Origin of the sequence: Streptomyces sp. NBC_00271 (assembly GCF_036178845.1) — a bacterium.
Taxonomy (GTDB): domain Bacteria; phylum Actinomycetota; class Actinomycetes; order Streptomycetales; family Streptomycetaceae; genus Streptomyces.
The window spans coordinates 5532717-5556739 of record NZ_CP108070.1 but is presented as its reverse complement, the minus strand read 5'-3'; the positions used below and the strand labels follow the sequence as shown (position 1 = coordinate 5556739).

Below are 24023 nucleotides of genomic sequence, written 5' to 3'. Positions count from 1 at the left end.
TGAGGGGCGCCCGGGCGGGCGCCCCCTGGGGAGCGTTACCAGGCGAAGGCCTCCGGGGACGGGCCCGGACCCGGGAAGATCTCGTCCAGGCCGGTCAGCAGCTCGTCCGACAGCTCCAGCTCGACCGCGCGCAGGGCCGAGTCGAGCTGTGCGGCGGTACGGGGGCCGACGATGGGGCCGGTGACGCCGGGGCGGGTCAGCAGCCAGGCCAGGGCGGCCTCGCCGGGCTCGATCCCGTGCTTGTCGAGCAGATCCTCGTACGACTGGACCTGCGCGCGGATGGTGGTGTTCGCGAGGGAGTCGGCGGCCCGGCCGCTCGCCCTGCGCCCGCCCTCGACCTCCTTCTTGATGACACCGCCGAGCAGCCCGCCCTGCAGCGGAGACCAGGGGATGACCCCGAGGCCGTACTCCTGCGCGGCCGGGATGACCTCCATCTCCGCGCGCCGCTCGGCGAGGTTGTAGAGGCACTGCTCGCTGACGAGACCGATGGTGCCGTGGCGCCGGGCGGCGATCTCGTTGGCCTGGGCGATCTTGTACCCGGGGAAGTTGCTGGACCCCACGTAGAGGATCTTGCCCTGCTGCACCAGTACGTCGACGGCCTGCCAGATCTCCTCGAAGGGAGTGCGGCGGTCGACGTGGTGGAACTGGTAGACGTCGATGTAGTCGGTCCGGAGCCGCTTGAGGGAGGCGTCCACGGCCCGTCGGATGTTGAGGGCCGAAAGCTTGTCGTGGTTGGGCCAGGCGTCGCCGTCGGCGGCCATGTTCCCGTACACCTTGGTGGCGAGCACGACCTTGTCGCGCCGCTCACCGCCCTTCGCGAACCAGTTCCCGATGATCTCTTCCGTACGGCCCTTGTTCTCGCCCCAGCCGTACACGTTCGCGGTGTCGAAGTAGTTGATTCCTGCGTCCAGCGCCGCGTCCATGATGGCGTGGCTGTCGGCTTCGTCGGTCTGCGGACCGAAGTTCATGGTGCCGAGGACGAGTCGGCTGACCTTGAGTCCCGTGCGTCCGAGCTGCGTGTACTTCATGACTCCCTAGCCAACGGGGTGGAGTGCGCTCTAGGCAAGGGAGGTGTCCGCGTGGCGGGTCAGTCGCGGGGGAACTCGTCCGTTTTGAGGGTGAGTCCGACGGGGGTGGTGGTGAGGTCGATGTCCACCCCGAAGGCGACGGACAACTCACTGACGTACTCGCCGTCTTTGGGCTGGGTGAAGAGGTGGCACCTGCCCTGGTAGGGGTCGGCGATGAGGTAGACGGGGACCTCCGCGAGTGCGTACGCGGTCTTTTTGGGGCCGTAGTCGTTGGAACCCGTACTCTGCGAGATGACCTCGGCGATGAACTCGACGTTCTTGTAATGCCAGCGGCCCTCGTCGTCCTTCTCGGCGGAGTCGCTGAGTTTGGCCACATCAGGGCAGAAGCCGTTCTCGCGGCCCGGGAAGTCGATGCGGACGTCCGAGAAGACTTTGACGTCCATCCCGAACCTGTCTTCGACGGACCGCACAATCCTGCGGATGATCTCCCAGTGGGTGTCACGCTGCGGCGTCATATGAACGGTGCCCCCGACGATCTCAACCCTGAATCCTTCGGGGACGGGCATACGCTCAAGCCGCTGGAACCATTCGTCCAAGCGCTTGGTGTTGGCGTCGGCCATCTCGATCCTGTCTTCAAGGACGGTCATCGTGGCGCTCCTCCCCGGCCGCAACCCGGTCGAGTGCAGCCGCGCGGTACAACGATACGCACGGTGACGTGGTCACGTGGGGATCAGTTCCCGGCGGTCGCTTGAGTCTCCCGTAGGGGGAGGCGGCAGGGTGGGGGCATGGACGGCGGCATGAATGACCCCCTTGGTCCGCTCTGCTCGATCGGTGAGCTGGCGCGGCGGACCGGGCTGACGGTCAAGGCGATTCGGTTCTACTCCGATCGGGGCATCGTGCCGCCGACCGGTCGAAGCCCGGCCGGCTACCGCCTCTACGGCGCCGACGCCCTCGCGCGTCTGGATCTCGTGCGGACCCTGCGTGAGCTGGGAGTGGGACTTGCGGACATCCGGAAGGTCGTGGCACGCGAGCTCTCGCTCTCCGAGGTCGCGGCAGCGCACGCGGACGCGCTCGCCGTGCAGATCCGTACCCTTCGGCTGCGGCACGCGGTGCTGACGGCGGTGGCCCGGCGCGACTCCAGCCCTGAGGAGATGGATCTCATGCACCGGTTGGCAAGGCTCTCCGCGGACGAACGCCGACGTCTGATCGACGACTTCCTCGACTCCGTCTTCGCCGGGTCGGCCGGGTCCGGCGCGTTCGTCGGGATCCGGCGCTCGTTCACCCCCGAACTGCCCGACAACCCCGAACCCGAACAGATCGCGGCCTGGGTGGAGTTGGCCGAGCTGTCCCAGGACGGGGAGTTCCGGGCCGTCGTGAGGCGGTTGGTCGAGCATCTGGAGGCGGAGCAGGCGGGTGCCCGGGGCGGCGGGCCCCGCCCCGGACTGGTCCCGGCCGTTCGTGAGCTGGTCGGCCCGGTCCTCGCGGCGGGGATCGAGCCGGGAGACGGTGCCGCCGCGCCGGTCGTCGAGGCGCTCCTCGCTCACGACGTACACGTCCTGACCCGGCTCGAAGCCGTCAACGACCCGCGCAGGGAGCGGTACACGGAGCTGCTCGCCGTCATCAACGGCTGGCCGGCCCCGGAGAGTCTGGCGCCCGTGCTGGACTGGGCCGTCGAGGCGCTGCGCGTCCGGGGTTGATGACTCACGTACGCCACGACGACACCGCCGAAGCCGCCGGCCGGCGTCGGCGGTCAGGCCGAGTAGGGCTCGCCCAGGTCCCAGGCCTGGTACATCGCCTCCGCGAAGGCCTCCGCGATCTTGTGCTCGCCGGACGCGTTGGGATGCGTGCCGTCGTACGTGTCGTGGTGGACGTCGTAGCCGGGGGGCGGGGAGGCGAGGAGGACGGGGGAGCGGGGCTCGTCCAGGTCGGCCACCGCCTTCGCCAGGAGTTCGTTGAAGGCGGCGACCTCGGCGGCGAAGGGCGCGTCGGACTCCGCGCGGACGTTCGGTATCACCGGGAGGAGGACCAGGTGGATGCGCGGGTTCGCCGCACGGGCCTCGGCGACGAAGGCGCGGGCGTTCGCCGCCGTCTGTACGGCGTTCGTGTAGAAGCCCAGGTCGATCAGGCCGAGGGAGACCAGGAGCACGTCCGCGCGCTGGGTGCGGACCGCCTCACCGATCAGGGGCACCATGTGCTGCCAGCCCTCGCCCCAGCCCGCGAGGTGGGCGCGCGGGAAGTCCGGGTCCGCGTACTCGTGCGAGTCGGGGGACTCCGTCGCCTTGTCGTACAGCGTCTCGCGCGGGCCGACGATCCGGAACGGGCCCCCGTACGTCGCGCGCAGGTGCTGCCACATTCGGTAACGCCATGTGTGTTCGCCCGCGCTTCCGATCGTCATGGAGTCGCCGACGGGCATGAACCTGAGCATCCGCTCATCATGGATGATCGGGCGGGCGATCAGTAAGGGCCGTGTGGGGTGTGAGGTGTGAGGATGGACACGCCGGGGGCGGCGGCTCCCCGTGGGCTCGCCGGGTCCCGGCGGCCTGGGGATGGCAGGCTTGGGCCATGCGCCGATCGCCCTCGTTCCTCGCCGGAGCCGCCTCCGCCGCTGCCGTTCTCGCCCTAGCGCTGCCGGCACCGGCCCTCGCCGCCGACGGGGACGGGGGGTTCACGATCAAGGATCCCCGGATCACCGAGTCGAGCGGGCTCGCCGCCTCGCACCTCCACCCCGGCATCTACTGGACCCACAACGACAGCGACGACGGTCCCTACCTCTACGCCGTCGACAGCAGGACCGGCGAGACCGTCGCCACCATCACCATGAAGGGGGTGGGCGCGCCGCGTGACGTCGAGGCCATCTCCCTCGGGCCCGACGGCGACCTCTACGTCGGCGACATCGGCGACAACCTCGGCGGCAAGTGGTCCTACGTGTGGATCTACAAGCTGCCCGAGCCGAAGGTGCTCAAGGACCAGACGATCCGGGCGACGCAGTACGTCGTGAAGTACGCGGACGGGCCCCGCAACGCCGAGGCGCTGATGGTCCACCCGAAGACCGGACGGGTCTACATCGCCGACAAGAACGAGGACGGCGGCCACCTGTACGAGGGTCCGGCCCGGCTCTCCACGTCGGGCGCCAACATCTTCCGGTCCGTCGCCACCATCGACCTCTGGGTCACCGACGGCGCCTTCTCGCCGAACGGCGAACAGCTCGTCGTACGCGGGTACTTCGGCGGGATCGCGTACGCCTGGAACGACGGGAAGCTCAAGCGCCAGGGGCGGTTGGACGTGCCGCTCCAGCGGCAGGGGGAGTCGGTCACGTACACCCCCGACGGGTCCAAGCTCATGTACGGCAGCGAGGGCAAGGACAGTCCGGTCCAGACCGGCTCGGTTCCCGGGGGCGGGTCCGACTCCAAGTCGCCTTCGGAGGGCGGGGGTTCGGCGTCGGCCGGCGGGAGCGGCGGCGGCATGAGCTCCGCTGCCAAGGGGGCGCTCGCCCTCGCGGCGGTTCTGGTGGCCGGGTTCGGGCTGAAGAGGGTGTTGCGCAAGTCGTAGTCGCCCCATGGTGACGTGCGCGGCGACGTGAGGATGCGTACGGCATGAGAAAGGGGCGCCCGGCGCGCATGTCCGCGCCGGGCGCCCCCTCTGCGTACGAGTGAGGACTACAGCTTTTCGATCACGTAGTCGATGCACTTCGTGAGCGCCTCGACGTCCGCCGGGGCGATCGCCGGGAACATCGCGACACGGAGCTGGTTGCGGCCGAGCTTGCGGTAGGGCTCGGTGTCGACGATGCCGTTGGCACGCAGGACCTTGGCGACGGCGGCGGCGTCGATCTCGTCGGCGAAGTCGATCGTGCCGATGACCTGCGAGCGCTTGGCGGGGTCGGCGACGAACGGGGTCGCGTACTTGCTCTCCTCGGCCCAGGTGTACAGGCGGGTCGAGGAGTCCTTCGTACGGCCCGTGGACCACTCCAGACCGCCCTGGCCGTTGATCCACTCCAGCTGCTCGTTGAGCAGGAACAGGGTGGCGAGGGCCGGGGTGTTGTACGTCTGGTTCTTGCGGGAGTTGTCGATCGCCGTGGGGAGCGAGAAGAACTCCGGCACGTGACGCCCGCTCGCGTGGATGCGTTCGGCGCGCTCGATGGCGGCGGGGGAGAAGACGCCGATCCACAGGCCGCCGTCGGAGGCGAAGGACTTCTGCGGGGCGAAGTAGTAGACGTCCGTCTCGGTGATGTCGACCGGGAGGCCGCCGGCGCCGGAGGTGGCGTCCACCAGAACGAGGGAACCCTCGTCGGCGCCGTTGACGCGCTTGAGGGGGGCGGCGACGCCGGTGGAGGTCTCGTTGTGGGTGTAGGCGTAGACGTCCACGCCCGCCTCGGCCGCCGGCTCGGGGTGCGTGCCCGGGTCGGAGGAGATGACGGTGGGTTCGGCGAGCCAGGGGGCGAGCTTGGCGGCCTTCGCGAACTTGGAGCTGAACTCGCCGAAGGTGAGGTGCTGGGACTTGTTGTCGATCAGGCCGTGGGTCGCGACGTCCCAGAAGGCGGTGGAGCCGCCGTTGCCGAGGACGACCTCGTAGCCGTCGGGGAGCGAGAACAGGTCGCGCACGCCCTCGCGGACCTTGCCGACCAGGTTCTTGACCGGGGCCTGGCGGTGGGAGGTGCCGAGCAGGGAGGTACCGGTCGCGGCCAGCGCGTCCAGCGCCTCCGTGCGCACCTTGGAGGGGCCCGCGCCGAAACGTCCGTCGGCGGGCTTGATGTCAGCGGGGATCTGGATATCAGCCACGGTGGGAGCGTATCCGTTCTGCGAAACGCGGTGGAAACTTCGTCCGGCCGGTGAGACGGGACGGCGGCCACTTTTCCTCGCCCCCGCCGCCCCTACCCGTCCCATCCCCGGGGGCTGCGCCCCCGGACCCCGTAGGCCGTCTTTTCGGCTGCGGGTGGGTGGGGGCTGGTCGCGCAGCTCCCCGCGCCCCTCAAGGCCTTCAGCCCGTCCGGCGTTTGAGGACGAGGCCGTTCAGGCCGATGCGGGGGTCTGGGGCGGAGCCCCTGGGATGGGACGGGTAGGGGCGACGGGGGCGAGGGAAGACCGGGGCTAGTCGGCGGTCAGGTGTACGGGGAGTTCGTGGAGGTCGTTCTGGGTTACTACCGGCTTGTTGCGGAGTTCCGAGGCGGGGATCGCCAGGTCCAGGGACGGGAAGCGGGCGTACAGGGCCGGGAGGGCGACGGCCGCCTCCAGGCGGGAGAGGGCGGCGCCGGGGCAGACGTGGGGGCCGTGGCCGAAGGAGATGTGGCGGTTCTTGGTGGTGCGGGTGATGTCGAAGTCGCCCGCGCTCGGACCGTGGGCGTTCTCGTCCCGGCCGATCGCACCGTACGAGACGATCAGGGCGTCGCCCGCGGGGATCACCTTGTCCCCGACGGGTACGTCCTCCGTCGCGAAGCGGATCAGGACGTGTGAGGTCGGGGTGGAGTACCGGAGGGTCTCCTCGACGACCGCCGACCAGTCCGCCTCGCCGGAGAGGACGAGGGCGCGCTGCTCGGGGTGGGCGGAGAGGTTGACCACCGCGTTGACGATCAGGGAGATCGTGGTCTCGTGGCCCGCCGCGACCATCAACTGGAGGGTGGAGACGATCTCCTCGTCGGTGAGGTGGTCGCCGTCCTCGGAGGCCAGGATCAGGGCGGAGGTCAGGTCGTCGCCGGGCTCCGCCCGCTTCGCGGCGACCGTCGCCGCCATGATCCCGGCCAGCTCCGTCAGCGTGGCGATGACCTCCGCGGGCGGGGTCTGCGTCGAGAAGAACTTCTCGAAGAGCTCCTTGAGGCGGGGGAGCCGGGACTCCTCGATGCCCATGAGGTCGGCGACGACGTACATGGGGAGGGGGTAGGCGAAGGCGGCCTTCAGGTCGACGACCCCGCCCGGGCCCGGCACGAGGGCGTCCAGCAGACCCTCCGTCAGTTTGGTGATGCGCTCCCGCATCTGCTCCACCCGGCGCGGGGTGAGCGCCTGCGCGACCAGCGTGCGCATCCGGCGGTGGTCCGCGCCGTCCACCGTGAGCATGGACCGGCCGGGGTTGGCGAGCCCGATCAGCGGCCAGTCGGGGGCTATCTCGCCGCGCTGCCAGGCACCCCAGACGTTGATGTCCTTGACCAGCCGGGGGTCGGTGAGCAGGGCGCGTGCCTCGGCGTGGTGGGTGACGGCCCACACCGGGACGCCGCCGGGCAGTTCGACGGCGGCGAGCGGGCCCGCCTCCCTGAGCCGGGCGCTCTCGCCGTCCAGGTCGGACACGAACGGGTCCAGGGCGATACGACTGGTCATGCGGGGGTGCCTCCGAGGGCCGGGGTCGGGGTGAAGCGCACGGGCAGTTCGGTCAGGCCCCGCAGCCACGGTGAGGGGCGCCGGGTCAGGGAGTCGGCCGGGACCGCCAGGTCGATGTCCGGCAGGCGGTCCAGTACGACCTCGATCCCCGTCCGCGCGATGACCTCCGCCACCTCCTGCGCCGGGAACGGGCAGCGGTGCTCCCCGTGACCGAAGGAGAAGTGGGCGTTGTTGCCGCCGGTGAGGGCGGAGCCGTCGGTGCGGACCTGCGGGTCGGAGTTGGCGCCCTGGAGGCCGAGGAGGAGGAGATCGCCCGCGCGGACGCGGTGACCGCCGAGCTGGGCGTCGCGGGAGGCCCAGCGGCCGGCCACGTTCTGGGTGGGGGTGTCCTCCCAGAGGACCTCGTTCATGGCCTCGGCGACGCTGTTGCGGCCGCCGAAGAGCGAGGCGGCGAAGCGTTCGTCGGTCAGCATCAGGCGCAGCGAGTTGCCGATCCAGTCCGCGGTCGGCTGGTGGCCGGCGGCCATCATGACCATCAGGTCCTGGATGATCTCCTCGTCCGTGAAGCCGGCCGTGTTCGCGAGCATGCGGGACACGACATCGCTTGCGGGCGCGGCCTTCCGGTCGGCGATCAACTGGGCCATGGAGCCGGCCAGGTGCTGCTGTCCGGCCAGCGCGTTCTCACGGCCGTTGACCATGTCGTTGAGGGCGGTGACGAGGCCAGGACCCTGTTCCTCGGAGAAGCCGTAGAGCATGGCGAGGACACGGACGGGCAGCAGGGCGGCGTAGCCCCCGATGAGGTCCGCCTCGCCCTTGGCGCACGCCGCGTCGATGAGTTCGTCGGCGAACCTCTCAGCTTGGGCGCGCAGTTCGAAGGGGTCCACGGCTTCGAGGGCGTCGCTGATCATCGCGGCGCGCTCGCGGTGGCGTTCGCCGACGGTGTAGAGGATCGAGGGCTGTTTGCGGCCGATCATCGGCAGCAGTGGCCAGTCGTCGGGGATGCGGTCCCACTGGTTCCACAGCTCGGAGTCGCGGCTGAACAGCACGGGGTCGCCGGTGACCTGGTGCAGTTCGCGGTAGCCGAGCACCAGCCACGCCGGGATGTCGCCGTCCAGGACGACGGGCGTCACGGCACCGTGGTCGCGCCGCATCTCCCGGTACAGCTCGGCGGGTTCGGTCTGGAACCGGGGCCCGCTGAGGGGCACGGGGGCGGGGGTCACAGGGCCAACTCCGGTGTTGTGAGGGCGCTTTCGGCGGCGTGCAAGGTCTTGAGGTGCTCCACCAGCGTGATCAGCACGCGTTTGCTGGACTCCCGCGAACGCGCGTCGCAGTCGATCAGCGGGACCTGCGGATCGAGGTCGAGGGCCTCGCGGATCTGGGCGGGGGTGTGCGCGGAGCCCCCGAAGTCGTTGCAGGCCACGATGAACGGCGTCCCGTGGTGCTCCAGCCGGTCGATCGCGTACCAGGAGTCGTCGATACGGCGGGTGTCGACGAGGACGACGGCCCCGAGCGTGCCGGAGAACAGCCGGTCCCACAGGAACCAGAAACGCTCCTGGCCCGGCGCGCCGAACAGGTACAGCACATTGCGGGCGTCCAGCGTGATGCGCCCGAAGTCGAAGGCGACCGTGGTCGCGGACTTGCCGCGCACCTCGCTGATGTCGTCGACCGCCGCACCGGCCTGCGTCATCGTCTCCTCGGTGTTGAGGGGACGTATCTCGCTCACGGAGCGGACCAGGGTGGTCTTGCCGACGCCGAAGCCGCCCACGACGACGATCTTCAGACCGTTGTCGGCCTGTGCCCCCAGAGGCGTACGGGCGTCGGCCTCCTGGGACGTACGGGCATCAGAGGTTACGGAGTCCAACGAGCACCTGCTCCAGGATGTCGGGATCGGGAAGAGCGGCTTTTTGGGGGTGGCGGGCACTGACGCGGCCCGCGGCGAGCAGGTCGGAGAGCAGGATGCGGGTGATGGACACCGGCAGCTTCAGCACGGCGGCGATCTCCACGACCGCCGTCGGGCGCTCGCACAGCCGCAGGATCGCCGCGTGCTCCGACTGCATGCCCACCGCCGGATCGCACTCGGCGACCACGAGTGTCACCAGGTCGAACGGGGTGTCGGGCGCGGACCGGCTGCGCCCTCCGGTGAGGGTGTAGAGCCGGTCGGGCGCGTCGTCCCTGCCCGGACGGCTCATGACGTCCGGGGCTGCGCGCTCAGGTGTTCGCCGAGTTGTTCCACGAGCTCGCTCATGTTGTGCCCGACCAGACCGGCGTCCGCGTCCTCGGCGGTGACCACGGCGAGGTGGGCACCGTCGCCCGCCTCCACGATGAACAGGACCCCGCCGTAGAACTCGGTCATCGCCGAGCGCACGCCCCCCGTGCCGTCGCCGAACTCCACGGACGCCCCGTGGGACAGCGACTGGATGCCGGCGGCGATCGCGGCGAGCTGGTCGGCGCGGTCGACGGTGAGCTCCGGCGTGCGGCACAGCTTCAGGCCGTCCCGGGAGAGCACGAGCGCGTGCCGGGCGCCCGGGGTGCGCTCGAGGAGGCTCTCGATGAGCCAGGAGAGCTTCTCGTCGGCGGTGGTGGTGCCGGTCATGAAGTGGTGTCGCCTTCCGGATGCGAAGAGGTGTGCGAGGTGGCGTGCGAGGGATGCGCGGGGGCGGGCTCCCGTACGGCTTCTTCGCCGCGTACGGCGTTCCCGGATTCGGCCTGTACGGATTCGACCCGTACGGCGTCGTCCTCGGGCACCGTTCCCTGGACCGCCGCCTGGTCCGGCGCGGTGCCCCGGACGGCCTGGCGGAAGCTGCTGAAGCGGGCGGCGGTGGCCTTGGAGTCGGTCGTACGGGGCTCGGGGTCGGCCTGGTTCGTGAGGTGGGCGCGGCTGCGCTCGGCGTGCGCGAGGGTCCGGCCGCGGCGGCGCTTGGGGAGGCCGCCGGTCGCGGGAGCGCCCGCCGTGGGGGTGCCGTTCGGCGGGGTGTCGGTGTCGGTGGCGTGCCGGGGCGACTCGTGGGTGGGGACCGGGTCCGGGTCGAGGTCCTCGGGGGCGCGGGCGGCGGCGTACGACGCCTGCGGACGTGGCTCGGCGAGCGAGCCGTCCTCGGCGGGCGGGGTCGCCATGGCGGGCTTGACCTGGGGTTCCGTCGCCGCCGGGGCGGCCGGGGCCGGTGCGGAGGGCAGGCTCAGGATGTCCTGGGGGATGAGCACCAGGACGCCCGTGCCGCCGCGCGCGGAGGGCCGGAAGGACACCTTCAGGCCGTGCTTGCGCGCGAGCCGGCCGACCACCGCGAGGCCGAGCCGGGTGCCGGTGAGGCCGCCGAGGTCGGCGGCGTTCTCGGCGTCCGCGGAGACGGCGCGTTCGGCGCGGCGCAGCTGGACGTCGCCCATGACGAGGCCGCTGTCCTCGACGGAGACGATGACACCGGCCGGGACCTCCTCGACGTAGACGTGGACCTCGGCGGTCGGCGGCGAGAAGTTCGCGGCGTTGTCGAGGAGTTCGGCGAGCGCGTGCATCACGCCCTCGGCGGCGTGCCCGGCGACGGCGGCGTCGCTCGCGGAGTGGACGCGCACCCGCTGGTAGCCGCCGATGCGGCCCATGGCGCCGCGCAGGATCGACTCCATGACGATGGGGCGCGCCCAGCGGCGGCCGGACCGGGCGCCCGCGAGGACGGCGACGGAGTCGGCGAGGCGGCCCGCCTGCGCGGTGCGGTGGTCGAGGTGGAGGAGATCGGCGAGGACCTCCTCGTCCGAGTGCTTGTCCTCCATGGCGCGCAGGTCGGCGAGCATGCCGGTGGACAGTGCCTGCATCCGGCCGGCCGCGTTGGCGGTGGCCGAGATCGCGGCGGCCCGGTCACTGCCCGCCCGCCGCATGCGCTCGGTCAGCCGGGTGTTCTCCTCGGCGAGTTCGGCGAACCGCCGCTGCTCCTCGGCGATCTCGGCGGTGAGGCGCTGCCGCTCCTCCTCGAACCCCTTCGTGAGCAGGGCGCGTTCGCGGGCGTCGGCGTCGGCCAGGCGCGCGCGGTCGCGGGCGGACTCCTCCGCGAGCCGGGACCGCTCCTGGTTGAACTCCTCCGCCATGCGGGCCCGTTCCTGCAGGAGCCGTCCGGCGTCCTGGGCCACGGCGTCGAGGCGGCGGCGCGCGAGCTTCGCGGTCTGCAAGGCGCGTGCGGCGACCGCGACGGCGACGCACAGCAGCACGGCGGCGGCGCCCGTGCCCCAGGCGAGGGGGACGCGTGCCGAGTCGGGTGCCAGGGAGACGGCGACGACGACCGCCACCGCCGCCGCGACGGCGGTGAGCAGGGGCGCGGGGGCGCTCGCGCGGAGGGTGGGTCGTTCGCCGGAGGGGATGGGCGCGGTCATGAATCGTGTCCTCGGTCGTGTCCTGGACGAATTTCCTGGGGCGAGGTTCCTGGGAGGAGGTTCCTGGGCGAGAGCCGACACCGATTGCTCAATTTGCCGTCACTATATGAGAGTTCGTGTTCGCATTGGGAAGGTTCCGGATCCGCGCTCCTAATCCGCTGGTGATCGGTCTGTGATCGGTCTGTGATCGCGCCGGTGATCGGTCAGGGATCGGTCAGGGATCGGTCGGCGATCGGCCAGTGATCGGTCGGTGATCGATGCGTCACGGTTACGGACCGTTGTCGGTGCGCGGGGTCATCCTGGAGACATGACGGATCTTGGCGCGAAGGACGGCACCAGCGACGCGGCGGACCCGCCCGACGTGGACGGGCTGCGGGCCGCCCTCGCGGCGGAGATGCGCGGCGAGGTCGCCTTCGACGTGACCGCGCGGGCGCTGACCACCATGGACGCGTCCAACTACCGCCGGGTCCCGCTCGGGGTGGTCCGCCCGCGCGACGCCGACGACGTGGCGGCCGCCCTGTCCGTGTGCCGGACCCACGGGGTGCCGGTCGTGCCGCGCGGCGGCGGCACCTCGATCGCCGGACAGGCGACCGGCACCGGAGTCGTCCTCGACCTCACCCGCCACATGAACCGGATCGTCGCGCTCGACCCCGAGGCACGCACGGCCGTTGTCCAGCCCGGTGTCGTCCTCGACCGCCTCCAGGAGGCCGCGGCCCCGCACGGCCTGCGTTTCGGACCCGACCCCTCCACCCACAGCCGCTGCACCCTCGGCGGCATGATCGGGAACAACTCGTGCGGCTCGCACTCGGTGGCCTGGGGCACGACGGCGGACAGCGTGCGCGAACTGTCGGTGGTCAAGGGAAACGGCTCCGTCGTACGGCTGGGACAGAGCTGGCAGGGCGCCCCGGACGGCCTGCGGACGATGGTCGAGGGGGAGCTGGCCCGCCTGCGCACGGGCTTCCCGCAGCTGCCCCGCCGCATCTCCGGCTACGCGCTCGACGCGCTGCTGCCCGAGAAGGGCGCCGACGTCGCCCGCTCCTTCTGCGGCTCCGAGGGCACGCTCGGGGTGCTCACGGAGGCGGTCGTACGACTGGTCGAGGCACCGCGCGCGCGGGCGCTGGCCGTGCTGGCGTACGCGGACGAGAGCGCGGCGGCCGAGGCGGCGGCCGGGCTGCTGCCGCTGGGGCCGCTCACCGTGGAGGGGATGGCCGCGGACCTCGTACCGCCGGACGCGGGGCTGCCGCGCGGCGGCGCATGGCTGTTCGTGGAGACGGGGGGCGCGGACCCGGCGGAAGCACGCGCGCGTGCGGACGCGATCGTCCGGGCCGCCGACGTCCTCGACGCCCTCGTGGTCACCGATCCGGCCGGACAGCGCGCCCTGTGGCGGCTGCGCGAGGACGCGAGCGGCACGGCGACCCGGATGCCGGACGGGAGCGAGGCATGGCCGGGCTGGGAGGACTGCGCGGTGCCGCCGGCCCGGCTCGGCGCGTACCTGCGCGACTTCCGGCGCCTGCTGAGCGCCCACGCCCTGCGCGGCACCCCGTACGGGCACTTCGGCGACGGCTGCATCCACGTCCGCATCGACTTCGACCTGCTGACCGGTGCGGGCATCGGCCGCTTCCGCCGCTTCTCCGAGGAACTGGCCGAACTGGTGGTCTCCCACGGAGGCTCCCTCTCGGGCGAGCACGGGGACGGGCAGGCACGGGCCGAACTGCTGCCCAGGATGTACGGCACGGAGCTGGTCGGCCTCTTCGAGCGGGCCAAGGACCTCTGGGACCCCGACGACCTGCTCAACCCCGGGATGCTGGTGCGCCCGCACCGGCTGGACGAGAACCTGCGGTTCGCGGTGCTGCCGCGCGAGCCGGTGGACGTGGCGTTCGGATATCCGGCGGACGGCGGGGACTTCTCGGCGGCGGTGCGCAGATGCGTGGGGGTCGCCAAGTGCCGTACGACGGCCGCCGACGCGGGCGTCATGTGCCCGTCGTTCCGGGCGACGGGCGAGGAGGAGCACTCCACGCGGGGGCGGGCCCGGCTGCTGCACGAGATGCTCGCGGGCGAGGTGGTCACCGACGGCTGGCGCTCGACCGAGGTCCGGGACGCGCTCGACCTGTGCCTGTCCTGCAAGGGCTGCCGGTCCGACTGCCCGGTGGGCGTCGACATGGCCACGTACAAGGCGGAGTTCCTGCACCACCACTACGAAGGTAGGAGGCGCCCCGCCGCGCACTGCACGATGGGCCGACTGCCGGCGTGGCTGCGCCTGGTCGACCGCACGGGAACGGCGCCGCTGCTCAACTCCCTGGCGTCCGTAAGGCCGTTCGCGGCGCTCGGCAAACGGCTCGGCGGGATCGCACCCGAGCGGGAGATCCCGCGCCTGGCGCAGGAGACGTTCAGCCGGTGGTGGGGGCGGCGGTTCAAGGAGCGGGTGCGGCGGATGATGCGGGAGGGGGTGTACGACCCCGAGGTGGAGCTCGACGGGTCCCCGAGGGAGGTGGCGATCCTCTGGCCGGACACCTTCACCGAGTACCTGTCGCCCTCCGTCGGGCAGGCGGCCGTACGGGTGTTGGAGGCGGCCGGGGTGGACGTGATGCTCCCGCCGACGGTGGTGATGCGCAAGCGGACGCCGCGGGCCGGGGAGAGCGTGTCCCTCTCGCACCACCCCTGGTCGGTGGGCGCGCGGGGCCACGTCTGCTGCGGACTGACGTACGTCTCCACGGGCCAACTCGACCGCGCCCGCGCGGTGATGCGCCGCACGCTCGACCTGATGGGCGTGTTCCTGGACCCGGACGTCCACCCGCGGCCACCCGCCGTCGTCGTCCTGGAACCGAGCTGCGCCGCCGCCCTGCGCACGGACCTCCCTGAGCTCCTGCACGACGACCCGCGCGCGGCGCGCCTCGCCTCGGCGGTGCTGACGTTCGCCGAGGCCCTGGAGCGCCTCGCCCCGGACTGGTCGCCCCCGCACCTCGACCGTCCGGTGACCGGCCAGACCCACTGCCACCAGCACGCCGTCCTCGGCGACGGCGCAGACCGCCGGCTGCGCGAGGCAGCGGGCCTCACCGGCTCCCTCGCGGGCGGCTGCTGCGGACTCGCGGGCAACTTCGGCTTCGAGAAGGGCCATTACGAGGTGTCGAAGACCTGCGCGGAGGAACAGCTGCTCCCGGCCGTGCGGGCCGCCACGCCCGACACCCTGCTTCTCGCGGACGGTTTCTCCTGCCGTACGCAGCTGGAACAGCTGGCGGGGCGCAAGGGGCGGCATCTGGCGGAGGCGCTGGCCGAGGCGCTGGACCAAGGGGTGGACCCGGAGGTCGACCAGGGGTCGGACTGACGGCGTGGATATCCAATACCCAGGTTTTTTAGGCAACTCTCAGGTTTCATAAGGGGATTCACAGTCGTCATGTGCTGCATTTTGCTGTGCCTTGAGGTGCGGGGCGTGTAGGTTCCTTGATGTCGGGCGGCAGGGAAAACCGAGGTGACGACCAGGAATTCCCGCCCGTTTCCGTAGAGAATTCTCGCACCATCGCACTATTGCGCTCGCTATTGCGTAGCCAGAAACCTCAAGGAGTTGGCATGAGCTTCAAGAAGCTTGCCCCCCTGCCCCCCAAGCCCAAGTCGAAGCAGCTCCCGCCCCCGCCGGCGCCGAAGCCGCGCAAGAAGGCGCACAAGCCGCTCCCCAAGCCGTTCCCCAACGACGAACGCTGATCGAGCGGCTGATCGAGCGGTAGCAGAGAGGCCGACGGTGCGCCGTCGGCCTCTCTCTTTTGAATTCCTCGGCACGGCCTGCAATTCAAATGAGGAGGGCCATGACCCGGCAAAGGCAGAATCAGGGGTACGAGAAACACAAGGAATACGCGGAAACCGGCGCCGGCGCGGTCGCGGACGATCGGTACGAGGATCATGAGTACGAGGACGACGCGTACGAGGACGACGATGAACTCGACCACGACACGCCGACCATCCCCGCCCGTACGGCGTTCCGGCGCTTCTGGCCGCTGACCAAGGGACTGCGGAGCTGGCTGCTGGCCATCTGGCTGTGCACGGTTCTGGCCGCCCTCGCCGAGACCGCCGCCATCCTCCTCTTCAGCGACCTGACCGACCACGCCCTGCAACAGGGCTCACTGGCCGCGTTCTGGGCCCCGGCCGCCGAATGGCTGGCCGTCGCCGTGCTCGGCGCCGCCGTCGCCTACGCGGGCAACTCCCTCGCCACCTGGGTCACCGAGCGCTTCGTGATGCGGCTGCGCGAGCATGTCTTCGACCACGTACAGCAGTTGCCGCCGCACTTCTTCCAACGCCACCGTCAGGGCGACCTGTTGTCCCGGCTGACCAGCGACGTCGAGTCGATCGAGACGATGGTCGTGTCCGGGCTCGTCGGCGCGGCGTCGGCGGCGTTCAGCGCGCTGTTCTACGCGGCCGCCGCCTTCTGGCTGCGCTGGGACCTGGCCGCGGCGACCTTCGTGCTCGCCCCTCTGTTCTGGCCGGCCGCCCGCCGCTTCTCCGGCTCCATCAAGTCCGTCTCGCGCGACGGCCGGGTCGCCGACGGCGCGATCACCTCCGTCGTCGAGGAGTCCCTCGGCAACATCGTCCTCACCCAGGCGTACGACCGCCGCGACGCCGAGCGGCGGCGGCTGAACCAGGAGGCGAACGCCTGGTTCAGGGCCTCCGTACGCTCCGGGCGCCTCAACGAGCTGTACGAGCAGCTCGTCCAGGTCATCGAGACGATCTGCGTGCTCGCGGTCATCGGCCTCGGCGTGTGGGAGATCTCCGGCGGCCGGATGACCCTCGGCCAGCTGCTCGCCTTCGCCGCGTTCCTCGGCTACCTCTACCCGCCCGTGCGCGGCCTGGCCCAGCTCGGTCTGACCATCGCCGCCGCCACCGCCGGCGCCGAACGGCTGATCGAGATTCTCGATGTGCCGCCCGCGGTCGCCGATCCGACGCGTTCGGCGGAGAGCCGGCTCGGCCGCCCCGACGGCGCCGTGGAGGTCCGCGACGCCACCTTCCGCTACCCCGGTGCGGAGAGCGACGCCCTGCGCGGTCTGTCCTTCACGGTCAACCCCGGCGAGCTCGTGATCGTCACCGGCCCGAGCGGCGCGGGCAAGTCCACCGTGTCCAAGCTCCTCCTGCGCTTCTACGACCCGGACGCCGGCTCCGTGCTCCTCGACGGCATCCCGGTGGGCGACTTCCCGCTGGCCCGGCTGCGCGAGTACGTCACGCTGCTGCCGCAGGAGACCCTCGTCCTGCACGACACCGTCCGCGCCAACATCGGCTGCGGTCGCCCCGGCGCGAGCGACGAGGCGCTGGTGGAGGCCGCGCGCGCCGCCGACGCGCACGACTTCATCATGAAGCTGCCGGACGGATACGACACCAAGATCGACCCCAACTCGGCCCGCCTCTCCGGCGGCCAGCTCCAGCGGCTCGCCATCGCCCGCGCCATCCTGCGCGACGCCCCCGTCCTCGTCCTCGACGAGCCGACCACCGGCCTGGACGCGATGGCCGCGCGCCGCGTGATCAAGCCGCTGCGACGTCTGATGCAGGGCCGTACGACGATCATGATCACCCACGACCTCAACCTCGCGCCCGACGCCGACCGCATCCTCGTCGTCGACCGCGGCCGCGTGGTCGAAACCGGCCGCCACGACGAACTCCTGGCCCGCGGCGGCGCGTACGCCCGTCTGCACGGATCGCAGAACAACGCGGTGATGGACACCGGAGAGCTGCGGCTGCCGCTGTTCACGGAGGCGGAGGTTCCGGTGGGTGGCGCGGTGCCGGTGGGGATGCCGACCGGGGTGCCGGTGGGGGTGCCGGCCGGAGACCCGGTGGGGGTGCCGGCCGGGGTGCCGATGGATTACGCGAGGGGCTTCGTGGCGGAAGCGGCTCCGCAGTACGCGTACTACGGGGCCGCCGGGCAGTCCGGGGCCGAGGGAGCCTGGTACCCCGGTGCGTTTCCCGGCCCTTACCCCCTCCCCGACCCCTACCCTCTCCCCGTTCCCGATCCTCTGCGGGACCCCCTTGACGGCTATCTGCCCGACGGCCGGCCCCTCTTCCGCGACGAGACACCCTGGACAGGCGCATAAAGGGTTCACGTGCCTGACTTAGTCCATTACTGTGGACTGAGAAGTGCACCTTGATGCACGACTCCTGAGTCGAGCCCCTGGAAGGCCCCGTGAACACCCCCAGCGCCGCCCCGTCTTCCCCGGCGTCTCCGTCCTCCCCGGCCTCGGCCGCCCCGGCGATGGCGCCCGCGCCCACCCCGGGCGAGGGCGCCCCGAACCGGTGGGGTGCCCTCGGCCCCGTGGGACTGGTCCTGGCCGGAGGCGTCTCGGTGCAGTTCGGCGGCGCGCTGGCGGTCACCCTCATCCCGCGCGCGGGCGCGCTCGGGGTCGTCACCCTGCGCCTCCTGGTGGCCGCGATCGTGCTGATGGCCGTCTGCCGGCCCAAGGTGCGCGGGCACTCGCGGGCGGACTGGCGCACGGTCGTGATCTTCGGTCTCACCATGGCCGCGATGAACGGCCTCTTCTACCAGTCGGTCGCCCGTATCCCGCTGGGCCCCGCCGTCACCCTCGAGGTCCTCGGCCCGCTCGTCCTCTCGGTCCTGACCTCCCGCCGTGTCCTGAACCTCCTCTGGGCGGGCCTCGCCCTCGGCGGCGTCTTCCTGCTCGGCGGCGGAGGCTTCAGCTCCCTCGACCCGGTCGGCGTCGCCTTCGCCCTGTCCGCGGGCGCGATGTGGGCGGCGTACATCGTCTTCAGCGCGCGTACGGGCCGACGCTTCCCGCAGGCGGACGGGCTCGCGCTCGCCATGGTGGTCGCGGCGGTGGCGTTCCTGCCGCTGGGGATCGCCGAGTCCGGGACCCGGCTGATCAACCCGACGACCGTGGCCCTGGGCGGCGCGGTCGCCGTGATGTCGTCCGTGCTGCCATACACCCTCGAACTGCTCGCACTGCGCCGCCTGCCCGCCGCGACCTTCGCCATCCTGATGAGCCTGGAGCCCGCCGTCGCCGCGACCGCCGGCTTCCTCGTCCTGGACCAGGCACTCTCCGCCACCGAGGCCCTCGCGATCGCCCTGGTCATCGCCGCGAGCATGGGGGCGGTACGGACACAGGTGGGGCGGGGCAGGGCGAAGAACGTCGGTTCGGGCGGGTCGGCTGCTTCGGCTGGTTCGGCTGCTCCGGCTGGTTCAGAGGGGTCGTAGCAGCCGGAGGATCATCTCGACCGTCCGCTCGACGGGGCGGGCGCGTGCCGTGGCGCTGAACAGCAGTGTGCGGGTCAGGACGGCGCCCAGCAGCATGTCGAACACGTCGTCCGGGTCCATGGTGGGGTCGACGGTTCCGGGTGGCGCGGCGCGCAGGATGTCCTGGAAGAGCGGTCGCGCCGACATGCGGACGTACACCTCCGGCGGGCCGGTCCGGTCCGACGTCCGGTGGTGCGCGAGCAGCCCCGCGGCGGCCGCGCGGGCCGCGGGAGTGCTGAAGGCCCGTCCCTGCCCCACTCCGTCGCGTCGAACGCGGCTTGTCGGTGCCCTCGTTTAGTGTGCGTGCCGCACATGCAGACGGTGATCCGAGCGGGGGAGTGGGGCTGCGTCATGAGTGATCGAACCGGGCAAGGGGTGGCGGACCGCGACGAGTTCGCGGCGCTGGTCATCAGGACCGACTTCGGCGACGAAGGGGCGTGGACGGCGCTGAGACGCGCGCTGTCCCTGCCCTGGGGCCCCGGAGACTTCGAGCCACGCCTCCATGTTGTCGACGACCCCTCCTGGGCGGGGTTCACGACAGCCGACGTACTCGCCGCGGTCTCCGCCGACGACGAACTGGCCGTCGTCTTCCTCGCGGACGGGGGCGCCCTGCGCACCGGCCAGGGAGCTCTGCTGGCGGTGTCCACGCTGACCAGGGAAGAGTGCGAGAGCGACGAGGAGTTCGAGGCCGAAGGCGGCGAGTTCCGCACGGTCCCGGCCGGGGTCCACGAGATTCACGCCAACCTGATGATCGCCAACCTCGACTTCGCCGATTTCGCCGACGCGGCCGAGGCGGCGCCCGACGGCGTCTTCCGTTCCCTGTAGTCCGCGCGGGACGTCTCTTCCTGCAACCCGCTCGGGGCGTCTCCCTGTAGCCCGCGCGGCACATCAATTAATGCAAGCATGCTTGCTTGTTTCTGTGCCCGCTGCCATGCTCCAGAGCGCACCGCGAAAGACTCCGCACGCCCGCCGCGCATCGCGGCGCATCGCCGCGCGCCGCCGCACACCGTCGTGCCCCGAGGGGAGCTCCATCGTGTCCGACCCGTCGTCAGTGATCGACGATCTGCACCAGGAGAGCGAAGAACTCGACCTGCTGGTAAGGGACTTGGCGGAGAGCCGCTGGGCACTCGCCACCCCCGCCGCCGACTGGACCGTCGCTCACCAGATCGCCCACCTGGCCTGGACGGACCGTTCCGCCCTGCTCGCCGTGACGGACGCCGAGGCCTTCGCCAAGGAGGTCGAGAAGGCGATGGCCTCGCCCGGCGGATTCGTGGACGAGGGCGCGGAGGAGGGGGCCGGGCTGCCGCCCGCCACGCTGCTCGGCGACTGGCGGGCGGGGCGAACGGCGCTGGAAGAGGCCCTCCGCGCGGCCCCCGCCGGCACCCGTTTCCCCTGGTACGGCCCGCCCATGTCGGTCGCCTCCATGGCCACCGGCCGCCTGATGGAGACCTGGGCCCACGGCCAGGACGTGGCGGACGCGCTGGGCGTGGCACGCACTCCCACCGACCGCCTGCGCCACGTCGCACGCATCGGCGTACGGGCCCGGGACTTCGCCTTCCACGTACGGGGGCTCACTCCGCCCGCCACCGAGTTCCGCGTCGAACTGGTCGGCCCCAAGGGCGAGGTGTGGACGTACGGGCCCGAAGAGGCCCCCCAGCGCGTCACCGGCCCCGCCTTCGACTTCTGCCTCCTGGTCACCCAACGGGCCCACCGCGGCGACCTCGCCGTACGGGCGGACGGCCCCGACGCCGACCGCTGGCTGGACATCGCACAGGCCTTCGCGGGTCCACCCGGACAGGGGCGCGCGTCCAAGGGAGACGCCAGGTGAGCGTCGCGCCCCTCCGGATAGGCAACGCCTCAGGCTTCTACGGCGACCGCTTCGACGCGATGCGCGAGATGCTCACCGGCGGCCCCCTGGACGTCCTCACCGGCGACTACCTCGCCGAACTCACCATGCTCATCCTCGGCCGCGACCGCCTCAAGAACCCCTCCGGCGGCTACGCCCGCACCTTCCTGGGCCAGTTGGAGGAGTGCCTCGGCCTCGCGCACGAGCGGGGCGTGCGGATCGTGGCGAACGCGGGCGGCCTCAACCCCGCCGGACTCGCCGACGCCGTACGGCAGTTGGCCGACCGCCTCGGCATACCGGTACGCGTCGCCCACGTCGAGGGCGACGACCTGACCGCCGGCCACCCCAGGAGCCTCGCCGCGCACGCCTACCTCGGCGGTGCCGGGATCGCCGCCTGTCTGCGCGAGGGCGCGGACATCGTGTTGAGCGGGCGGGTCACGGACGCGGCGCTGGTCACCGGGCCCGCCGTCGCCCACTTCGGCTGGGCGCCGGACGCGTACGACCGCCTCGCCGGCGCCGTCGTCGCCGGTCACGTCCTGGAATGCGGCACCCAGGCCACCGGCGGCAACTACGCCTTCTTCACCGACCACGACCCGGCGCGCCTTCGCCGCCCGGGATTCCCGCTCGCCGAACTCCACGAGGACGGCACCAGCGTCATCACCAAGCACGACGGCACCGGCGGCCTCGTGGACCTCGGCACCGTCACCGCGCAACTCCTCTACGAGACCTCCGGCGCCCGGTACGCGGGCCCCGACGTCACCGCCCGCCTCGACTCGGTCCGCCTCACCCAGGAGGCCCCCGACCGTGTCCGCATCTCGGGCGTACGCGGCGAGGCCCCGCCCCCCACTCTCAAGGTCGGTCTCAACCGCCTCGGCGGCTACCGCAACGAAGTCGCCTTCGTCCTCACCGGCCTCGACATCGAGGCGAAGGCCGCCCTCGTCCGGGACCAGATGGAGGCGGCCCTCGACGCGGCCAAGTCGCGCCCCACGGAGGTCCGCTGGGACCTCGCCCGCACCGACCACCCCGACGCCCCCACGGAGGAGACCGCGAGCGCCCTCCTGCGCCTCGTCGTACGTGACCCCGACCAGGACGCGGTGGGCCGCACCCTCAGCGGCGCCGCCATCGAACTGGCCCTGGCCAGCTACCCCGGCTTCCACGTGATCGCGCCCCCGGGAAAGGGCTCCCCGTACGGGGTCTTCGAGGACGTGTACGTCCCCCAGGGCGCCGTGGAGCACGTGGCGGTCCTCCATGACGGGCGGCGGGTGCCGGTCGCTCCGGCCACCGACACCCTCGTACTCGAACCGGCGCTCGAGCCCGCCCTGCCCGAACCGCTCCCTCCGGGGCCGACGCGACGCGCTCCTCTGGGTGTGGTCGCGGGTGCGCGCAGTGGGGACAAGGGAGGGAACGCGAATGTCGGGGTGTGGGTGCGATCGGACGACGCGTGGCGCTGGTTGGTTCATCAACTGACAGATGACAGATTTCAGAATCTGATAACTGAAAGCCGTCATCTGAAAGTTGTCCGTCACACTCTGCCGAACCTCCGCGCCCTCAACTTCGTCGTCGAAGGAATCCTCGGCGAAGGCGTCGCCGCCCAGCACCGCTTCGACCCCCAGGCCAAGGCCCTGGGCGAATGGCTCCGCTCCCGCCACCTCGACATCCCGGAGGCACTGCTGTGACGGTCCTGGCGTCCGCCCTGGACACCGCCGCCCCCGACTACACCACCCACCGCGAGGCCATGCTCGCCAAGCTCGCCGAGCTGGACACCGAGCACGCCAAGGCGCTCGCGGGCGGCGGCGAGAAGTACGTGGCCCGGCACCAAAAGCGCGGCAAGCTGCTCGCCCGTGAGCGCATCGAGCTGCTGCTCGACCCCGACACACCGTTCCTGGAGCTGTCGCCGCTCGCGGCCTGGGGGAGCGAGTACGCGGTCGGCGCGTCGCTGGTGACCGGGATCGGGGTCGTCGAGGGCGTGGAGTGCCTGATCACCGCGAACGACCCGACGGTGCGGGGCGGCGCCAGCAACCCCTGGAGCCTGAAGAAGGCCCTGCGGGCCAACGACATCGCCCTCGCCAACCGGCTGCCCTGCATCAGCTTGGTGGAATCGGGCGGTGCCGATCTGCCGTCGCAGAAGGAGATCTTCATCCCCGGGGGAGCGATTTTCCGCGACCTCACCAGGTTGTCCGCGGCGGGGATCCCGACCGTCGCCGTCGTCTTCGGGAACTCCACCGCCGGAGGCGCGTACATCCCCGGCATGTCCGACCACGTGATCATGGTCAAGGAGCGGGCGAAGGTCTTCCTGGGCGGGCCGCCGCTGGTGAAGATGGCAACCGGGGAGGAGAGCGACGACGAGTCCCTGGGCGGCGCCGAGATGCACGCGCGCGTGTCGGGTCTCGCGGACTACTTCGCCGTCGACGAACAGGACGCCCTCCGCCAGGCCAGGCGCGTCGTCGCCCGGCTCAACCACCGCAAGGCGTTCGGCGATCCCGGTCCGGCCGAGCCCCCCAAGTACGACGAGGACGAGCTCCTGGGGATCGTCCCCGGCGACCTCCGACACCCCTTCGACCCGCGCGAGGTCATCGCCCGTGTGGTCGACGGCTCCGACTTCGACGAGTTCAAGCCCCTCTACGGGACGAGCCTGACGACCGGCTGGGCAACCCTCCACGGCTATCCCGTCGGCATCCTGGCCAACGCCCAGGGAGTGCTGTTCAGCGCCGAGTCCCAGAAGGCCGCCCAGTTCATCCAGCTCGCCAACCAGCGCGACATCCCCCTCCTCTTCCTGCACAACACCACCGGCTACATGGTCGGCAAGGAGTACGAGCAGGGCGGGATCATCAAGCACGGCGCGATGATGATCAACGCCGTCTCCAATTCGAAGGTCCCCCACCTGTCCGTCCTCATGGGGGCCTCCTACGGAGCCGGCCACTACGGCATGTGCGGGCGCGCCTACGACCCGCGCTTCCTGTTCGCCTGGCCCAGCGCCAAGTCCGCCGTCATGGGCCCCCAGCAGCTCGCGGGCGTCCTCTCGATCGTCGCCCGGCAGTCGGCCGCGGCCAAGGGGCAGCCCTACGACGAGGACGCCGACGCGGCCCTGCGCGCCATGGTGGAGCAGCAGATCGAGTCGGAGTCCCTGCCGATGTTCCTGTCCGGGCGGCTGTACGACGACGGGGTCATCGACCCCCGCGACACCCGCACCGTCCTCGGCCTGTGCCTGTCCGCGATCCACACGGCCCCCTATGAGGGGGCGCGCGGTGGCTTCGGCGTCTTCCGGATGTGAGGTC

At 71.5% G+C, this 24023-nt stretch carries 21 protein-coding genes; 10 read left to right on the top strand and 11 right to left on the bottom strand.

Annotation, left to right across the window (positions count from 1 at the left end):
* Positions 1-35: 35 nt before the first annotated feature.
* Together OG798_RS25365 and OG798_RS25360 are read right to left on the bottom strand one after the other, a co-directional pair.
* A complete protein-coding gene (locus tag OG798_RS25365) occupies positions 36-1028 on the bottom strand; it encodes an aldo/keto reductase (protein WP_121415765.1) in 993 nt (330 codons plus the stop codon).
* A 59-nt stretch (positions 1029-1087) separates the two neighbouring features.
* Positions 1088-1675 (bottom strand): Uma2 family endonuclease, encoded by a 588-nt coding sequence (locus OG798_RS25360; protein WP_067371896.1) that lies wholly within the window; start codon positions 1673-1675, stop codon positions 1088-1090.
* 150 nt (positions 1676-1825) lie between these two features.
* Here OG798_RS25360 and OG798_RS25355 point away from each other — a divergent pair, with 150 nt between their 5' ends.
* Entirely contained in the window at positions 1826-2725 is a 900-nt protein-coding gene (locus tag OG798_RS25355; RefSeq protein WP_121418430.1) for a MerR family transcriptional regulator, read from the top strand.
* A gap of 53 nt (positions 2726-2778) precedes the next feature.
* On the opposite strand, the gene OG798_RS25350 is transcribed toward OG798_RS25355, so the two are convergent.
* Positions 2779-3453 carry an SGNH/GDSL hydrolase family protein gene (locus tag OG798_RS25350; protein ID WP_095854003.1) on the bottom strand — a complete coding sequence of 225 codons (675 nt, stop codon included), beginning with the start codon at positions 3451-3453 and terminating at the stop codon, positions 2779-2781.
* Positions 3454-3590: 137 nt separating this feature from the next.
* Between OG798_RS25350 and OG798_RS25345 the strand changes: the two genes are divergently transcribed.
* A complete protein-coding gene (locus OG798_RS25345) occupies positions 3591-4577 on the top strand; it encodes a WD40 repeat domain-containing protein (protein ID WP_121415766.1) in 987 nt (328 codons plus the stop codon).
* A 107-nt stretch (positions 4578-4684) separates the two neighbouring features.
* Here OG798_RS25345 and serC read toward each other — a convergent pair whose 3' ends face one another.
* From serC to OG798_RS25310, 7 genes are all read right to left on the bottom strand, one after another.
* Positions 4685-5803: a phosphoserine transaminase gene (gene serC, locus OG798_RS25340; RefSeq protein ID WP_095854005.1), complete on the bottom strand. Its 1119-nt coding sequence runs from the start codon at positions 5801-5803 to the stop codon at positions 4685-4687.
* Positions 5804-6112: 309 nt separating this feature from the next.
* The gene (locus OG798_RS25335; RefSeq protein ID WP_097225534.1) at positions 6113-7330 is read right to left on the bottom strand and encodes a cytochrome P450 family protein; all 1218 of its coding nucleotides are present in this window, start codon (positions 7328-7330) and stop codon (positions 6113-6115) included.
* Entirely contained in the window at positions 7327-8550 is a 1224-nt protein-coding gene (locus tag OG798_RS25330; protein WP_095854007.1) for a cytochrome P450, read from the bottom strand. Before OG798_RS25330 ends, OG798_RS25335 begins: the two co-directional genes overlap by 4 nt.
* Positions 8547-9191 carry a GTP-binding protein gene (locus OG798_RS25325; RefSeq protein WP_097225535.1) on the bottom strand — a complete coding sequence of 215 codons (645 nt, stop codon included), beginning with the start codon at positions 9189-9191 and terminating at the stop codon, positions 8547-8549. Before OG798_RS25325 ends, OG798_RS25330 begins: the two co-directional genes overlap by 4 nt.
* Positions 9172-9519 (bottom strand): DUF742 domain-containing protein, encoded by a 348-nt coding sequence (locus OG798_RS25320; protein ID WP_067371922.1) that lies wholly within the window; start codon positions 9517-9519, stop codon positions 9172-9174. The genes OG798_RS25325 and OG798_RS25320 overlap by 20 nt, the downstream gene beginning before the upstream one ends.
* Entirely contained in the window at positions 9516-9923 is a 408-nt protein-coding gene (locus tag OG798_RS25315) for a roadblock/LC7 domain-containing protein (RefSeq protein WP_095854010.1), read from the bottom strand. Before OG798_RS25315 ends, OG798_RS25320 begins: the two co-directional genes overlap by 4 nt.
* Entirely contained in the window at positions 9920-11683 is a 1764-nt protein-coding gene (locus tag OG798_RS25310) for a sensor histidine kinase (protein ID WP_267062180.1), read from the bottom strand. Before OG798_RS25310 ends, OG798_RS25315 begins: the two co-directional genes overlap by 4 nt.
* 307 nt (positions 11684-11990) lie before the next feature.
* Between OG798_RS25310 and OG798_RS25305 the strand changes: the two genes are divergently transcribed.
* The 4 genes from OG798_RS25305 to OG798_RS25290 all read left to right on the top strand — a co-directional run bounded on the left by OG798_RS25305 (position 11991) and on the right by OG798_RS25290 (position 18863).
* On the top strand, positions 11991-15005 hold the full coding sequence (locus OG798_RS25305) for an FAD-binding and (Fe-S)-binding domain-containing protein (protein WP_413253554.1): 3015 nt from the start codon (positions 11991-11993) through the stop codon (positions 15003-15005).
* Positions 15006-15247: 242 nt separating this feature from the next.
* The gene (locus tag OG798_RS25300) at positions 15248-15379 is read left to right on the top strand and encodes a hypothetical protein (RefSeq protein WP_256258009.1); all 132 of its coding nucleotides are present in this window, start codon (positions 15248-15250) and stop codon (positions 15377-15379) included.
* Positions 15380-15480: 101 nt separating this feature from the next.
* The gene (locus OG798_RS25295) at positions 15481-17748 is read left to right on the top strand and encodes an ABC transporter ATP-binding protein (RefSeq protein WP_328757722.1); all 2268 of its coding nucleotides are present in this window, start codon (positions 15481-15483) and stop codon (positions 17746-17748) included.
* Between the two features lie 89 nt (positions 17749-17837).
* On the top strand, positions 17838-18863 hold the full coding sequence (locus OG798_RS25290; protein ID WP_121415772.1) for an EamA family transporter: 1026 nt from the start codon (positions 17838-17840) through the stop codon (positions 18861-18863).
* Here the strand turns inward: OG798_RS25290 and OG798_RS25285 are convergent.
* On the bottom strand, positions 18849-19160 hold the full coding sequence (locus OG798_RS25285) for a hypothetical protein (protein WP_220788863.1): 312 nt from the start codon (positions 19158-19160) through the stop codon (positions 18849-18851). The genes OG798_RS25290 and OG798_RS25285 overlap by 15 nt on opposite strands.
* Positions 19161-19253: 93 nt before the next feature.
* Here OG798_RS25285 and OG798_RS25280 point away from each other — a divergent pair, with 93 nt between their 5' ends.
* The 4 genes from OG798_RS25280 to OG798_RS25265 all read left to right on the top strand — a co-directional run bounded on the left by OG798_RS25280 (position 19254) and on the right by OG798_RS25265 (position 24019).
* A complete protein-coding gene (locus OG798_RS25280; protein WP_328757721.1) occupies positions 19254-19727 on the top strand; it encodes a DUF6924 domain-containing protein in 474 nt (157 codons plus the stop codon).
* Positions 19728-19935: 208 nt separating this feature from the next.
* Entirely contained in the window at positions 19936-20730 is a 795-nt protein-coding gene (locus OG798_RS25275) for a TIGR03084 family metal-binding protein (RefSeq protein ID WP_328757720.1), read from the top strand.
* Positions 20727-22424, top strand: a complete 1698-nt coding sequence (locus OG798_RS25270; protein WP_267062178.1) for an acyclic terpene utilization AtuA family protein — start codon at positions 20727-20729, stop codon at positions 22422-22424. The genes OG798_RS25275 and OG798_RS25270 overlap by 4 nt, the downstream gene beginning before the upstream one ends.
* Positions 22421-24019, top strand: coding sequence for an acyl-CoA carboxylase subunit beta (locus tag OG798_RS25265; protein ID WP_095854018.1), 1599 nt, complete (start codon positions 22421-22423; stop codon positions 24017-24019). Before OG798_RS25270 ends, OG798_RS25265 begins: the two co-directional genes overlap by 4 nt.
* Positions 24020-24023: the final 4 nt, after the last annotated feature.

Excerpts from the sequence above, each read along its gene's own strand:
- OG798_RS25300 (WP_256258009.1), top strand. The coding sequence starts at position 15,248 with ATGAGCTTCAAGAAGCTTGCCCCCCTGCCCCCCAAGCCCAAGTCGAAG.
- OG798_RS25335 (WP_097225534.1), bottom strand. The coding sequence starts at position 7,330 with ATGACCAGTCGTATCGCCCTGGACCCGTTCGTGTCCGACCTGGACGGC.
- OG798_RS25345 (WP_121415766.1), top strand. The coding sequence starts at position 3,591 with ATGCGCCGATCGCCCTCGTTCCTCGCCGGAGCCGCCTCCGCCGCTGCC.
- OG798_RS25350 (WP_095854003.1), bottom strand. The coding sequence starts at position 3,453 with ATGCTCAGGTTCATGCCCGTCGGCGACTCCATGACGATCGGAAGCGCG.
- OG798_RS25305 (WP_413253554.1), top strand. The coding sequence starts at position 11,991 with ATGACGGATCTTGGCGCGAAGGACGGCACCAGCGACGCGGCGGACCCG.
- OG798_RS25295 (WP_328757722.1), top strand. The coding sequence starts at position 15,481 with ATGACCCGGCAAAGGCAGAATCAGGGGTACGAGAAACACAAGGAATAC.
- OG798_RS25310 (WP_267062180.1), bottom strand. The coding sequence starts at position 11,683 with ATGACCGCGCCCATCCCCTCCGGCGAACGACCCACCCTCCGCGCGAGC.
- OG798_RS25360 (WP_067371896.1), bottom strand. The coding sequence starts at position 1,675 with ATGACCGTCCTTGAAGACAGGATCGAGATGGCCGACGCCAACACCAAG.
- OG798_RS25280 (WP_328757721.1), top strand. The coding sequence starts at position 19,254 with ATGAGTGATCGAACCGGGCAAGGGGTGGCGGACCGCGACGAGTTCGCG.
- OG798_RS25365 (WP_121415765.1), bottom strand. The coding sequence starts at position 1,028 with ATGAAGTACACGCAGCTCGGACGCACGGGACTCAAGGTCAGCCGACTC.
- OG798_RS25320 (WP_067371922.1), bottom strand. The coding sequence starts at position 9,519 with ATGAGCCGTCCGGGCAGGGACGACGCGCCCGACCGGCTCTACACCCTC.
- OG798_RS25355 (WP_121418430.1), top strand. The coding sequence starts at position 1,826 with ATGAATGACCCCCTTGGTCCGCTCTGCTCGATCGGTGAGCTGGCGCGG.
- OG798_RS25315 (WP_095854010.1), bottom strand. The coding sequence starts at position 9,923 with ATGACCGGCACCACCACCGCCGACGAGAAGCTCTCCTGGCTCATCGAG.